This window comes from Mesorhizobium sp. CU3, assembly GCF_006442965.1.
Taxonomy (GTDB): domain Bacteria; phylum Pseudomonadota; class Alphaproteobacteria; order Rhizobiales; family Rhizobiaceae; genus Mesorhizobium.
Map to the genome: position 1 here is coordinate 259,087 of NZ_VFWX01000010.1, position 12,492 is coordinate 271,578.

Annotated in this window: 13 protein-coding genes; 9 read left to right on the forward strand and 4 right to left on the reverse strand. The window is 64.6% G+C overall.

The window, feature by feature from the left end:
- Positions 1 to 86: 86 nt before the first annotated feature.
- Positions 87 to 524, reverse strand: coding sequence for a glyoxalase/bleomycin resistance/extradiol dioxygenase family protein (locus FJ988_RS17725; protein ID WP_140819626.1), 438 nt, complete (start codon positions 522 to 524; stop codon positions 87 to 89).
- 131 nt (positions 525 to 655) lie between these two features.
- Here FJ988_RS17725 and FJ988_RS17730 point away from each other — a divergent pair, with 131 nt between their 5' ends.
- The 8 genes from FJ988_RS17730 (at position 656) to FJ988_RS17765 (ending at position 7,893) form a co-directional block, all read left to right on the forward strand.
- Entirely contained in the window at positions 656 to 1,672 is a 1,017-nt protein-coding gene (locus FJ988_RS17730) for an MBL fold metallo-hydrolase (RefSeq protein ID WP_140819627.1), read from the forward strand.
- Between the two features lie 103 nt (positions 1,673 to 1,775).
- Positions 1,776 to 1,937, forward strand: a complete 162-nt coding sequence (locus FJ988_RS17735) for a DUF1328 family protein (RefSeq protein ID WP_140819628.1) — start codon at positions 1,776 to 1,778, stop codon at positions 1,935 to 1,937.
- Positions 1,938 to 2,033: 96 nt separating this feature from the next.
- Positions 2,034 to 2,918 carry a diaminopimelate epimerase gene (gene dapF / locus FJ988_RS17740; RefSeq protein WP_140819629.1) on the forward strand — a complete coding sequence of 295 codons (885 nt, stop codon included), beginning with the start codon at positions 2,034 to 2,036 and terminating at the stop codon, positions 2,916 to 2,918.
- Positions 2,918 to 4,243, forward strand: a complete 1,326-nt coding sequence (mtaB, locus tag FJ988_RS17745) for a tRNA (N(6)-L-threonylcarbamoyladenosine(37)-C(2))-methylthiotransferase MtaB (protein ID WP_140819630.1) — start codon at positions 2,918 to 2,920, stop codon at positions 4,241 to 4,243. The genes dapF and mtaB overlap by 1 nt, the downstream gene beginning before the upstream one ends.
- A 16-nt stretch (positions 4,244 to 4,259) precedes the next feature.
- Entirely contained in the window at positions 4,260 to 5,972 is a 1,713-nt protein-coding gene (gene ftsY, locus FJ988_RS17750; protein WP_140819631.1) for a signal recognition particle-docking protein FtsY, read from the forward strand.
- A gap of 65 nt (positions 5,973 to 6,037) precedes the next feature.
- Entirely contained in the window at positions 6,038 to 6,694 is a 657-nt protein-coding gene (locus tag FJ988_RS17755) for a septation protein A (RefSeq protein ID WP_140819632.1), read from the forward strand.
- 18 nt (positions 6,695 to 6,712) lie between these two features.
- The gene (locus FJ988_RS17760; RefSeq protein ID WP_140819633.1) at positions 6,713 to 7,333 is read left to right on the forward strand and encodes a pyridoxamine 5'-phosphate oxidase family protein; all 621 of its coding nucleotides are present in this window, start codon (positions 6,713 to 6,715) and stop codon (positions 7,331 to 7,333) included.
- A gap of 35 nt (positions 7,334 to 7,368) precedes the next feature.
- Positions 7,369 to 7,893 carry an NADPH-dependent FMN reductase gene (locus tag FJ988_RS17765; protein WP_140819634.1) on the forward strand — a complete coding sequence of 175 codons (525 nt, stop codon included), beginning with the start codon at positions 7,369 to 7,371 and terminating at the stop codon, positions 7,891 to 7,893.
- Between the two features lie 21 nt (positions 7,894 to 7,914).
- On the opposite strand, the gene FJ988_RS17770 is transcribed toward FJ988_RS17765, so the two are convergent.
- Positions 7,915 to 8,121 (reverse strand): 4-oxalocrotonate tautomerase family protein, encoded by a 207-nt coding sequence (locus FJ988_RS17770; protein ID WP_013892236.1) that lies wholly within the window; start codon positions 8,119 to 8,121, stop codon positions 7,915 to 7,917.
- A 156-nt stretch (positions 8,122 to 8,277) separates the two neighbouring features.
- Complete coding sequence (locus FJ988_RS17775) at positions 8,278 to 9,198, reverse strand: SMP-30/gluconolactonase/LRE family protein (RefSeq protein WP_140819635.1); 921 nt, start codon at positions 9,196 to 9,198, stop codon at positions 8,278 to 8,280.
- Positions 9,199 to 9,494: 296 nt separating this feature from the next.
- On the opposite strand from FJ988_RS17775, the gene FJ988_RS17780 reads away from it, so the two are divergent.
- Positions 9,495 to 9,659, forward strand: coding sequence for a hypothetical protein (locus FJ988_RS17780; RefSeq protein WP_140819636.1), 165 nt, complete (start codon positions 9,495 to 9,497; stop codon positions 9,657 to 9,659).
- A gap of 56 nt (positions 9,660 to 9,715) precedes the next feature.
- Here FJ988_RS17780 and ligD read toward each other — a convergent pair whose 3' ends face one another.
- Positions 9,716 to 12,214 (reverse strand): DNA ligase D, encoded by a 2,499-nt coding sequence (gene ligD, locus FJ988_RS17785; RefSeq protein ID WP_140819637.1) that lies wholly within the window; start codon positions 12,212 to 12,214, stop codon positions 9,716 to 9,718.
- Positions 12,215 to 12,492: the final 278 nt, after the last annotated feature.

Below are 12,492 nucleotides of genomic sequence, written 5' to 3' on the forward strand. Positions count from 1 at the left end.
AGCCGCTGTTGCAAATTTATCGCAACAATCCGGTCGCGCCGCGGCGATGACAGAACAAAGACGCTTAAAACATTGAAATTTCTACACTATATCCGAGCGCTCGGTACGAATACATAACCGTCTGGACCGACGATGTAGCATTCGCGCAGCCCGTGAGGCTTGTCGATTGCGCCGGCAAGCACGATGTGGCCGGCAGCAGCCGCCTTTTTCTCGATTCCGTCAGGGTCGGCGCCGTAGAGGCGCAATTCGATGCCGGCGCCTCGCGTGTCGGCGCCGGCAATGACGCCGGTCAGCGGATTGTCGAGATAGGAATGGTCGGCATGCAGCATGAAGACCGAGCCCAACAGCTCGATCGCCGCAAAATCCTCGTCGGCATAGATGATGCGAGCCTCCAGCACGTCGCGGCAGAAGGCCTCCATCGCCGCCATGTCGGTGACCAGAAGATTGACGCCGAGCCCAAGCGGCAGCGAGCGGCCGAAGTCCTCAGCCTTCATCCAGGGTGTCTTGGTCCGCTTCATCGCCATCGTGGAATGTCTCCCCTCTGCCGATTCTAGGCCGAAACCGGAGCCAGCCCGTTGGCCTTCCCCGGCAAATTGCTTGCGCCAGGCGGACGGCTCCTTATCTCAGCAGACAGCACAACCGGGCGGGAGACAGAATGGCCGCGAGGACGAAAGGCGCCAACCGCTATTACAGCGGCCCGCGCAGCGACCATTTCGACGGCACGCTTTTCTTCAACCCGGGCGGCAAGCCGCCTGGGCGTTTTGCCGATCTGCTTCGATGGCAATTCAGCGGCCAGCGCGCAAAATGGCCTATCACCTGGCCGAGCCCCTTTCCTCGGGCGAAGCCGCAGCCGCGTGTCGAAGGCGATGCGCTGCGGCTCACCATGGTCGGCCATGCCTCGCTGCTCATCCAGACCGCGGGCCTCAGTATCCTGACCGATCCGGTCTGGTCCGAGCGCGCCTCGCCCTTCACCTTTGCCGGCCCGAGGCGGGTCAACGCGCCGGGCATCGCCTTCGCCGACCTGCCGCCGATCGATCTGGTGCTGGTCAGCCACAACCATTACGACCATCTCGACCTCGCGACGCTGAAGCGTCTGAAAGTGAGCCACGACCCGCTGACGATCGCGCCGCTGGGCAACGACGCCATCATCGCCCGCGCGGCGCCGGGCATACGCATGGCGGTCCATGATTGGGGCGACCGGGTCGAAGTCGGCGATGCCGCCATCCACATCGAACCGGCGCATCACTGGTCTGCGCGCGGCGGGCGCGACCGCCGCATGGCGCTGTGGGCGGGTTTTGTAATCGAGACGGCGGGCGGGAAGATCTATTTCGCCGGCGACACCGGTTTCCATGACGGCGTCAACTACCGGCTGATGGCCGAAAAGCATGGCGGCTTCCGCCTCGCCATCCTGCCGATCGGCGCCTATGAGCCGCGCTGGTTCATGGCGCCGCAGCACCAGAACCCGCAGGAAGCGGTGCAAGGCATGAAGCTTTGCAACGCGGCTTACGCCGCCGGCTGCCATTGGGGCACGTTCCACCTCACCGACGAACCGATTGACGAGCCGGCCCGCAAGCTCGTCGAAGCGCTTGCGACTGAAGGCCTTCCTGAAGAGCGCTTCCACGCAATGCGCCCGGGTGAAGTGTGGGAGGTACCGAATACGATACTGAGATGATGCCGGTTACTCAGGCGTCGAAATCAACCTCGCGACGGAACCAGGACATTGCGGCCGCGTTTCCTAAGCCACTGCAAACAAAGTGGATTTGCGAGGTTTTTCCATGATCAAATGGATCGTCATTCTGTTGATTGTCGCCGCCGCCGCGAGCTTGCTCGGCATGCCGGCGCTGGCCGGAGCCGCCGCCACTGGCGCTCGCATCCTGATAGGCATAGTGCTGGTCATCTTCCTGCTGATCGTGCTCGGGGTGTTCGCGGTAACGTAAGCCGGCATCTTTGCCGTGTCCTTCAGCTGGCCGGACTGGTAATTCCCGCCCGTTTCCGCCATATAGCGGCCAAATGGAACTGGAATGACCGCTTAGATGGCTGGCAGCGCCCCTTTCGCCAAGATGAACGGCATCGGCAACGAGATCATCGTTGCCGATATGCGCGGCCGTGCCGACAAGGTGACGTCGGCCGCCGCGATCGCCCTCAATGGCGATGCCGCGACCAAGTTCGACCAGATCATGGCGATCCATGATGCGCGCACGCCAGGCACCGCTTATTATATCGACATCCTGAATTCCGATGGATCCGGCGCGCAGGCTTGCGGCAATGGCACACGCTGCGTCGTGCAGGCTTTGGCTTCCGAGACCGGGCAGAAGGATTTCACCTTCGAGACGCGCGCCGGCATCCTGAATGCCAAGGAGCATGCCGACGGCTCAATCTCGGTCGACATGGGCAAGCCGCGCTTCGGCTGGCAGGACATTCCGCTCGCCGAAGAGTTCCGCGACACCCGCATGATCGAATTGCAGATCGGCCCGATCGACGCGCCGGTGCTGCATTCGCCATCTGCGGTGTCGATGGGTAATCCGCATGCGATCTTCTGGGTCGATGACGATGTCTGGTCCTATGAGCTCGACCGTTTCGGCCCGTTGCTCGAAAACCATCCGATCTTCCCGGAGCGCGCCAACATCACCATCGCGCAGGTCACCTCCCCCGAAACGATGGTCATCCGCACCTGGGAGCGCGGCGCCGGCCTCACCAAGGCTTGCGGCTCGGCGGCCTGCGCGGCGGTAGTCGCCGCGGCGCGCACCAAGCGCACCGGTCGCAGCGTGACGCTGATGACGCCCGGCGGCGGCTCGCTGCACGTCGAATGGCGCGACGACGACCACGTCATCCTGACCGGTGCGGCCGAATGGGAATTTTCCGGCAGCTTCGACCCCTCGACCGGCGCCTGGGCCCGCGACACCGAAAGCGCCGCCTGATGTCCGTCCTTGAAAAAGGCGAGGCCCAGGGTCCGACCGGCAAGGGCATCGACGTCGTCACCTTCGGCTGCCGTCTCAACACCTATGAATCGGAAGTGATGCGCCGCGAGGCCGAGAGCGCCGGGCTGGGCGCGCTGCAAGGCGGCGCCGTCATCTTCAACACTTGCGCCGTTACCGCCGAAGCGGTGCGCCAGGCCAAGCAGGCGATCCGCAAGGCGCGCCGCGAAAATCCTGAGGCGCGCATAATCGTGACCGGCTGCGCGGCGCAGACCGAGCCGCAGAACTTTGTCGCCATGGACGAGGTCGACCTCGTCCTTGGCAATGAGGAGAAGCTGAAGGCCAACTCCTACCGGGCTCTGCCCGATTTCGGCGTCAACGACACCGAAAAGGCCCGCGTCAACGACATCTTCTCAGTGCGCGAGACGGCCGGCCACATGGTCGACGCCATCGAAGGCCGGGCGCGCGCTTTCGTGCAGGTGCAGAATGGCTGCGACCATCGCTGCACCTTCTGCATCATACCCTACGGGCGCGGCAATTCGCGCTCGGTGCCGATGGGCGCCGTGGTCGAGCAGGTCAAGCGGCTGGCCGGCAACGGCTATGCCGAGATCGTGCTCTCCGGCGTCGACATGACCAGCTTCGGCGCCGACCTGCCCGGCGCGCCGAAGCTCGGCAAGCTGGTGAAGACCATTCTCAAGCAAGTTCCGGACGTGAAGCGGCTCAGGCTTTCCTCGATCGATTCCATCGAGGCCGACGACGACCTGCTCGACGCCATCGCCACCGAACCGCGACTGATGCCGCATCTGCATCTGTCGCTGCAGTCGGGCGACGACATGATCCTGAAGCGCATGAAGCGCCGGCATCTGCGCGACCAGTCGATCCAGTTTTGCGAAGACGTGCGCAGACTGCGGCCGGAGATCGTGTTCGGCGCCGACATCATCGCCGGCTTCCCCACCGAGACCGAGGCGATGTTCGAGAATTCGGAAAGAATAGTCGATGAGTGCGGGCTGACGCATCTGCATGTCTTCCCGTTCAGCCCACGCGAAGGCACGCCCGCCGCGCGCATGCCGCAGGTGCGCCGCGAGCTGGTGAAGCAGCGTGCCGCCAGGCTGCGCGCCGCCGGCGAGGCCGCCTACCGCCGCCATCTGTCGTCGCTTGCCGGAACGCGGCAGTCGATCCTCATCGAGCGCGACGGGCTTGGCCGCACCGAAGGGTTCACGCTTGCGGCAATCGCCGCCGGGCAACCGGGCGAGATCGTCGAGGCCGTGATCACCGGCCATGATGGCGCACGGCTGATCGCGGCGCCGCTTGCCGCGCAAGCCGCCTGAGAAACTGCGAGACTCGATGGCCGGTTTTTTCAAGAAGATATTTTCGTTCGGCAAGAAAGAGGTCGTCGAGGAGCGCGTCGACGAGACCGCGCCGTTGCCGCCTATCAAATGGGATCAGCTGGAGGCGCTGAAGCCGGAGGCCGAGCAGGTCGCGCCGGTGGCAGCGGCGCGCGAGCCAGAGCCTGTGGCCGAGGCCGCGCCGGTTCTGGAGCCGGCGATGGAAGCCACTCCTGCCCTTCAGCCGCTTCCTGTAGAGCCGGTACCCGAGCCGACGCCTGCGATCCCGCAGCCTCCGGAGCCGACGGTTCCCGCCGAGCCGGAGCCGCTTCCGGAACCCGAGCCGGAAGAAGCGCCGCAGCCGACACCAGAGACACCGAAGCCGCCGGCGCCCGAAGAAGTGCCGCCCGCACAGCCTGAGCCTGCAGAACCCGCGCCGGAACCAGAGCCGGAGGTGCCAGAGCCCTTGCCGGCCGAGCCGGAGATCGAGCCGTCGCGTCCCGAACCGCGGCCGGAGCCTGCGCCTGTCGAGGTGCCAACGCCCACCGAAGCGCCGGCGGAGATGCCGGCGCCGATCGAGGTGCCGCCGGCCGCTCCAGTGGAGGCACCTTCGGTTCAGCCAACCTCGGAGGTCAGCGCCGCCCCTCATCCGCCTGCCGGCACCTTCTCCCCGTATAGTGACGGGGAGAAGGAAGAGGCTGCCTCGCCTGCGCCTGTTTCACCGCCATCGCCTACGCCCGCCGCGGGCAAGGTGACGGTGGCGAAAAAGGTCGAGCAGAAGGCGGAGCCGGTGAAGGCGCCGGAGCCGGTGGTCCGCCGCTCCTGGTTCCAGCGCATGCGCGACGGGCTGTCCCGCTCCTCGCGCGAGCTCACCGGGAGCATCGCTGGCGTCTTCACCAAGCGCAAGCTGGACGAGGACACGCTACAGGATCTGGAAGACGTACTGATCCGCGCCGATCTCGGCGTCGAGACGGCGCTGCGCGTCACCGATTCACTCGCCTCCAGCCGCTACGGCAAGGATGTCTCCGACACGGAAGTCCGCGCCGTCATGGCGGCGGAGGTCGAAAAAGTGCTGACTCCAGTGGCAAAACCGCTGGAGCTCGATCTCAGCCACAAGCCGCATGTCATCCTGGTCGTCGGCGTCAACGGCACCGGTAAGACCACCACCATCGGCAAGCTGGCCGCCAAGCTGACCGACGGCGGCCTCAAGGTGATGCTGGCTGCCGGCGACACGTTCCGCGCCGCCGCAATCGAGCAACTGAAAATCTGGGGCGAGCGCACGAAGTCCCCCGTCATCGCCACCAAGCTTGGCGCCGATGCGGCGGGCCTTGCCTACGACGCCTTCGAGAAGGCGAAAGAGGCGGGTTCCGACGTGCTAATCATCGACACGGCCGGCCGCCTGCAGAACAAGACCGAACTGATGGCGGAGCTGGAGAAGATCGTGCGCGTGCTCGGCAAGCTCGACCCCGAAGCACCGCACACCGTGCTGCAGACGGTCGACGCCACCACCGGCCAGAACGCGCTGAACCAGGTCGAAATCTTCCGCAATGTCGCGGGTGTCAACGGGCTGGTCATGACCAAGCTGGACGGCACGGCGCGCGGCGGTATTCTTGTGGCGATCGCGGCCAAGCATCGGCTGCCGGTCTATTTCATCGGCGTCGGCGAGCAGGTCGACGACCTCGAACCGTTTTCCGCGAGCGAATTTGCCAGGGCAATCGCCGGCGTGGCTTGAAAACAAAGGCGTGATCTCTTGAAATGGCCTGCTTTTCGGCCAGATCATGCGCAAGAAGGACTTTTATGAACATCCTCGAACGCGACCCGTCCGATCCACGCCGCAAGCCGATCAACCCCGGCCTGAAGTTCCTGCTCGAGCTCGGGCCGGGCCTGGTGTTCTTCTTCACCACCATCCGCGGCGAATGGCTGGCCGCGAAATTCCCGATCCTCACGCATCTAGGCGAACCGATCCTGATCGCCACTGCCTTCTTCATGGTCGCGACCGCGCTTTCGCTCAGCGTTTCCTGGGCGCTTATCCGCAGCCTGCCGCTGATGCCGCTGGCGTCGGCCATCGTCGTGTTCGTCTTCGGCGCGCTGGCGCTCTATCTGCAGGACAAGACATTCGCATTCATGAAGCCGACCATCATCAACTCGCTGTTCGGCGTCACCCTGCTTGGCGGGCTTGCCTTCGGCCGCTCGCTGCTCGGCTATGTCTTCGATTCCGCCTTCCAGCTCGACGCCGAAGGCTGGCGCAAGCTCACCTTCCGCTGGGGCCTGTTCTTCCTGTTCCTGGCCGTGCTCAACGAAGTCATGTGGCGCAACTTCTCCGAAGCGACCTGGCTATATTTCAAGGTCTGGGGCACGATCCCGATCACCTTGCTTTTCACCTTCTGCCAGATGCCGCTGATCATGCGCCACTCGGTTGACGAAAAACCCAAGGAAGAAAAGGCCGGGAACTAAGGACGGTCAGGAGGGCGTATGGAATTCCTCACCACGCGCGACGAGCTGAGGACGATCTACAAGACGCCCCGGCCGACGGACGGCTCGATCCGCAAGGAACTCAAATTCCTCGACGGCCATTGCCGCTCTTTCATCGGCAAGAGCCCCTTCGTGCTGATCGGCTCTTCCGACGGCGCCGGCAATGCCGACGTAACGCCCAAGGGCGACAAGCCCGGCTTCGCCGCCATCCTCGACAACTCGACCATCGCCATCCCCGACCGTCCCGGCAACAACCGGCTGGACACGCTGGAGAACATCATCCGCAACCCGTCGGTCGGCTTGCTCTTCCTCATCCCCGGCATGAACGAGACGCTGCGCGTCAATGGCGATGCCCGCATCACCGCCGACGCGACCCTGCGCGAGCGCCTGGCCGTCGACGGCAAGGAGCCGCTCAGCGTCATCGTCGTCGCCGTCAAGGCCGCCTACATGCACTGCGCCAAGGCCTTCATGCGCTCCGACCTGTGGAAGCCCGAAACCTGGTACGACCGCGCGAGCCTGCCGACGCTCGGCCAGATCATCCGCGACCAGCTGGCGCTGACGGAAAGTGCGGGCGACATCGACCGGGAACTCGACGACGATTACCGGCAGACCATGTGGTAGGCTCGGGCACGACTCATCCGCAGCCCAGAATCCCCTTGATCGAACTCCTTGCCATATCGGGCAGCCTGCGCGCCGCCTCGACCAATTCGGCGCTGATCGCCGCGCTTGCCGCCAACGCGCCCGCCGGTTGCCGCATCACGATCCATGACGGTCTCGGCCGGCTGCCGATCTTCAACCCCGACGACGAAGGCGAGCGCACGCCGCCGGAAGCCGCGCGGCTGATCGAGGCCGTCACCCGGAGCGATGGCGTCATCGTCTCCTGTCCGGAATATGCGCACGGCGTTCCCGGCGGCATGAAGAACGCGCTCGACTGGCTGGTGTCGCGCGACGCCGCTGTCGGCAAGCCGGCGATGCTGGTGCACGCCTCGGCGCGCTCGCTCTATGCGCGCGCGGCGCTGGCGGAGATCATGCGCACCATGTCGTTTGCGATGTATGACGAAACGCTGGAGATCGCGCTGCTGGGCAAGAAGCGGGCGGAGATGGAAGCGATCCTCGGCGCAAACCGGCCGGCGATGCGCGACGCGGTGCAGGGCTTTGCAGGATTTATTGGCGGGCTGTGAGCGGCCCTACCCTTTCCACCCCTACCCCTTTCGCAACGTCTCGACATCCGTCTTGCCGACATACCAGTCGCGCGCATTGACCTCCTCGAACACCACCCAGACGTCATCATTGCCGAGCCCGGTGGCGTCCATGATGGCCGCGGTGACCTTCTTGGCGATGTCAGCCTTCTTGCCGGCCGGATCGGCGGCGATCACTTCCTTGACGATGCGGATGTTGACGAATGGCATGATGTCCTCCCTTTGAAGCCCGGCGGCCGGCGCCGGGAAGTTCTTTGGCTGTCCGCTCCGGCGTGCCCGGCGGCGGTTGCGGAAACCGCAGCGCGGCTGGCGCTGAGGGAATGCGCAGAAAGGCCAGAAACGGCCACAGAAGTGCTCGCAGCAGCCTCAAAAAGTCTTTGCTCCGTTCACCATCAGCCGCACCGAATAGAGCGACGTGGTGCCGGCGATGTAGAGGCAATTCAGCTTGCTGCCGCCGAAGACGCAGTTGGCGGTCACTTCCGGCACCTTGACCTTGCCGATGAGCGTGCCGTCCGGATCGTAGCAATGGATGCCGTCGGCGGCACTGGTCCAGATGCGCCCGTCGGCGTCGAGCCTGAAACCGTCGAAAAGGCCGGCGGTGCAATCGGCGAAGACCTTGCCGCCCGAGATCTTCTTGCCGTGCTTGCCGACATTGAAGACGCGCATATGCGCCGGGTTGTGCTCGCCATGGGTGCGGCCGGTATCGACGACGTAGAGCTGGCTTTCGTCTAGCGAGAAGGCAAGCCCGTTCGGCCGCACCATGTCGGTGATGACGGCCTCGATGCCGCCGGTTTCGGGATCGATGCGGTAGACATGGCAGGCGCCGATCTCGCTCTCGGCCTTGTTGCCTTCATAGTCGGTGTCGATGCCGTAGGTCGGGTCGGTGAACCAGATCGAGCCGTCGGAGCGCACGACGACGTCGTTGGGCGAGTTCAGCGGCTTGCCCTTCCATTTCTCGGCGAGCGTGGTGACCGAGCCGTCGAACTCGGTGCGGCTGACACGGCGGCCGCCATGCTCGCAGGTGACCAGCCTGCCCTGCCGATCGACGGTGTTGCCGTTGGAATTGCCGGAGGGCTGGCGGAAGACGCTGACGCTGCCGTCGGTCTCGTCATAGCGCAGCATGCGGTTGTTGGGGATGTCGGACCAGACCACATAACGGCCGGCGGCGAACCAGGCCGGACCTTCCGCCCAGCGGCAGCCGGTGAACAGCTTTTCCACCTGCGCATTGCCGTTGAACAGGCGCGCGAAGCGCGGATCGAGAACTTCGTAATAATCTTCGGTCGCCATGCTTACTCCTCCGGCACCAGGTGACGGCGGATCAAGCCAGTCCTAAGCCGATCTGGCAAGACGCGATACCTGCAATTTGTAAGACAAAACAGATGAGAATTGCGTGAGGCCCGGCCCGCTCGGGGCCGGCGCGCGGCACATGACCCGTTAGAACTGGATTAACCGGCTATGCGCTGGCTGCAATGGTGCATTGCAACATCTTTCTTTTGCGATGCACCATTCCTATGTCATGTTCGTAATCGTCAGGGAGGAACAACCAAGCCGAACCAGTTCGGCATAGAAGGAACCCTGTCACCATGTTCGACACTCTCGTCTCCCGCGCTCGCAACAGCATCGCCAAGCGCCGTCACTACAACCGCCTCGTCGCCGAAATCGAGAACCTGTCCAGCCGCGATCTCGCCGATCTGCGCGCCGACCGTTCGGAAATGCTCTACCAGATCCACAAGCAGGTCTACGGCTGAGCATAACGGCCTAGAGCCAACCTTCAGTAAGGCCGCCACGCCACCCGGCGGGCGGCCTACTTTGTTGCCAGCGGCGGCAAGTCCCTGGCAAATTCGTCGATCTCCGCCCACGGATCGCCCGAGGTCTCCAGCAGGCCCGGCAGCGAGGCGTAGTTCAGATCCTCCGGCGCATCGATCGCCTCCAGATCCGTCCAGCTGACCGGCGTCGAAGCCGGCAGATTGGTGCGGGCGCGCAGCGAATAGGGCGCAGCGGAGGTGTGGCCGCGCGCGTTGCGGTGGAAATCGATGAAGATGCGCTTCTTGCGGTTCTCCTTGCCCATCGTCGTGGTGAAGGTGTCAGGCGCGCTTGCGGCGAGCAAAGTCGAGATCGCGCTCGAAGCCTGATGCAGTTTCTTCCAGTTCTGCTTCCTGGTCACCGGCACGGTGATGTGGATGCCCTTGCCGCCAGAGGTCTTGGCGAACGGCACCAGCCCGAGGCTTTCAAGCCCGGCCTTGATGTGGACCGCCGCCTCCACCACCTCGCGCCATGAAATCCCCTCGCCCGGGTCGAGGTCGAAGACGATCTGGTCCGGCCTGTCGAGTTTCGAGCGATGCGTGCCCCAGGTGTGGAACTCGACCACTCCGAACTGCGCCAGCGCGAGATAGCCCTTGGCGTCCTCGACCGACAGATAGGTTTTCGTCTCGTTCTCCGAGTTGATGCTCTCGAACACCGCGACCGAAGGCGGCATGCCGGTGAAGGCGTGGCGCTGGAAGAAGCAGTCCTGCGGCTTGCCGGTCGGGCAGCGCACCAGCGACACCGGGCGGCCGATGATGTGCGGCAGCATGAAGTCGCCGACCAGCGCGTAATAGACGGCGATATCGAGCTTTGTCGGTCCGGTCTTGCCGAACAGCCGGCGCTCCGGATTGGTCACCCAGATTGTGGCCAGATCGGATTCGGCAATCAGCCGCTTGCGCTTGATGGGAACCGGCGTGCTTAGCCCGCCGACATCGCGCAACCCGCGAAAAACGCCGTGGCGGATCGCATTGTCGCCGGTACGGTTCGAATAGCGGACGCGGGCCGACAGCAGCGGCTTCACCCAATGCATCTCGCGCATGATCTCGCGCGGCACCCCTTCGGGCGGGGTGGCGCCGGCCGTCATCCGCTCCAGCCGGGCGAGCAGATCGCGCGCCATGCCGCTGTCGAAGCCGGTGCCGACCTTGCCGCGGTAGTGCAATTCGCCATTCTCGAACTCGGCCATGCCGAGCGCCGCCAGCCCCTCGGCGCGGTCGGAGACCGTGTAGCCGGCGATGACGAAGTCGTCCGTCTTCTGCGCCTTGACCTTGGTCCAGCTTTTGGTGCGGCCGCTGATATAGATGGCGTCGACCCGCTTGGAGACGACGCCTTCCAGGCCGAGGTCCGACGCCTGGTCGTAAAGCCCCTGCCCGTCGCCCTCGACATGATCGCTGTATTGAATCGCGGCATTGGCGGCCTGGCCGGCGAGCAACTCGGCCAGCAACGCCTTGCGCTTTTGCAGCGGCGCCTTGCGCAGGTCCCAGCCGTCGAGATGCAGGAGATCGAAGGCGTAGAAATGCAGTTTACTGCCGGCGCCGGCCGACAGCGCATCCTGCAACAGCGCGAAGCGGGAAATGCCTTTCTCGTCCAGCACCATGATCTCGCCATCGATGATCGCCTGGCTCACCGGTAGCCTGGAAAAGGCCTGCGGAAGATCGCCATAGCGCTTCGTCCAGTCTATGCCGCCGCGGGTGATCAACCGCACCTCGCCGTCCACGACATGCGCCATGGTGCGGTAGCCATCGAACTTTATTTCGTGCAGCCAGGTCTCGCCCGTGCGCTCACCAGGATCGTCACCACCCGGCGGCTTCGGCACCTGTGTGGCAAGCTGCGGCTCGATGCGCGCGGGCGGATCGGCTTTCACCGCGCCGGGCAGCGCGCCAGGCTTCAGCGAACCTTGCTTCGGCGGCAGGCGTTCCCGCTTCTTCGGCGGCGCCACCAATTCCTCGATGCGGCGGCCGGATTTCACGCTTTCCGGCCGTGCTTCGAGAATGTCGAGGTCGGTGTCGGAGGCGAGGTCGCGCTCCTTGAACAGGAGCCAGTTCTTCTTGTTCGCGTCCTCACCGGGCTTCGGCTTCAGCCGCGTCAGCATCCAGCCGCCATTCAGCTTTTCGCCCGCCAGGCGGAACTTGAAGGCCCCGGTGCGCAAGCTCTTTTCGACATCCTCCATCGGCGCCCAGGTGCCGGTGTCCCAGACGATCATCGGCCCGCCACCATATTCGCCCTCGGGGATGACGCCCTCGAAATCGATATATTCGATCGGATGGTCCTCGGTCTCGACGGCAAGCCGCTTGTCGGCCGGATTCAGCGACGGCCCGCGCGGCACCGCCCAGCTTTTCAGCACGCCGGCGACTTCGAGGCGCAGATCATAGTGGTCGGCAGTGGCGTGATGCTTGTGGACGACGAAGCGGTTGCCGCCCACGCCGGCTGTACCACCGGCAGGCTCCGGGGTGCGGGAGAATTCGCGCTTGGCGCGGTAGGGTTTGAGGTTGGCGGGCGGCATCAGGGCCTCGCCAATGACAAAGGCCGAGTTCCTTCGCGCCCCCCTCTGTCCTGCCGGACATCTCCCCCACAAGGGGGGAGATTGGATATCGCGCAGGCTTTCGCCAATCGCCAAAGTTCAAGGAAGAGCGCCACGGACGAAGCTGCTGATCTCCCCCCTTGTGGGGGAGATGTCCGGCAGGACAGAGGGGGGCGCTGTCCCGCCAGCCTTGCCCGGATCATCCGTGAGAACTCAATCGTCAATCGCCGGCGTCAATTCCAACTCGGCCGGGCTCAACC

Bases quoted from the DNA above. Each gene is read 5' to 3' on its own strand.
- FJ988_RS17780 (WP_140819636.1), top strand. From the start codon at position 9,495: ATGTTCGACACTCTCGTCTCCCGCGCTCGCAACAGCATCGCCAAGCGC.
- ftsY (WP_140819631.1), top strand. From the start codon at position 4,260: ATGGCCGGTTTTTTCAAGAAGATATTTTCGTTCGGCAAGAAAGAGGTC.
- FJ988_RS17735 (WP_140819628.1), top strand. From the start codon at position 1,776: ATGATCAAATGGATCGTCATTCTGTTGATTGTCGCCGCCGCCGCGAGC.
- FJ988_RS17770 (WP_013892236.1), bottom strand. From the start codon at position 8,121: ATGCCATTCGTCAACATCCGCATCGTCAAGGAAGTGATCGCCGCCGAT.
- FJ988_RS17760 (WP_140819633.1), top strand. From the start codon at position 6,713: ATGGAATTCCTCACCACGCGCGACGAGCTGAGGACGATCTACAAGACG.
- FJ988_RS17730 (WP_140819627.1), top strand. From the start codon at position 656: ATGGCCGCGAGGACGAAAGGCGCCAACCGCTATTACAGCGGCCCGCGC.
- FJ988_RS17775 (WP_140819635.1), bottom strand. From the start codon at position 9,198: ATGGCGACCGAAGATTATTACGAAGTTCTCGATCCGCGCTTCGCGCGC.
- mtaB (WP_140819630.1), top strand. From the start codon at position 2,918: ATGTCCGTCCTTGAAAAAGGCGAGGCCCAGGGTCCGACCGGCAAGGGC.
- FJ988_RS17755 (WP_140819632.1), top strand. From the start codon at position 6,038: ATGAACATCCTCGAACGCGACCCGTCCGATCCACGCCGCAAGCCGATC.
- dapF (WP_140819629.1), top strand. From the start codon at position 2,034: ATGGCTGGCAGCGCCCCTTTCGCCAAGATGAACGGCATCGGCAACGAG.
- FJ988_RS17725 (WP_140819626.1), bottom strand. From the start codon at position 524: ATGGCGATGAAGCGGACCAAGACACCCTGGATGAAGGCTGAGGACTTC.
- ligD (WP_140819637.1), bottom strand. From the start codon at position 12,214: ATGCCGCCCGCCAACCTCAAACCCTACCGCGCCAAGCGCGAATTCTCC.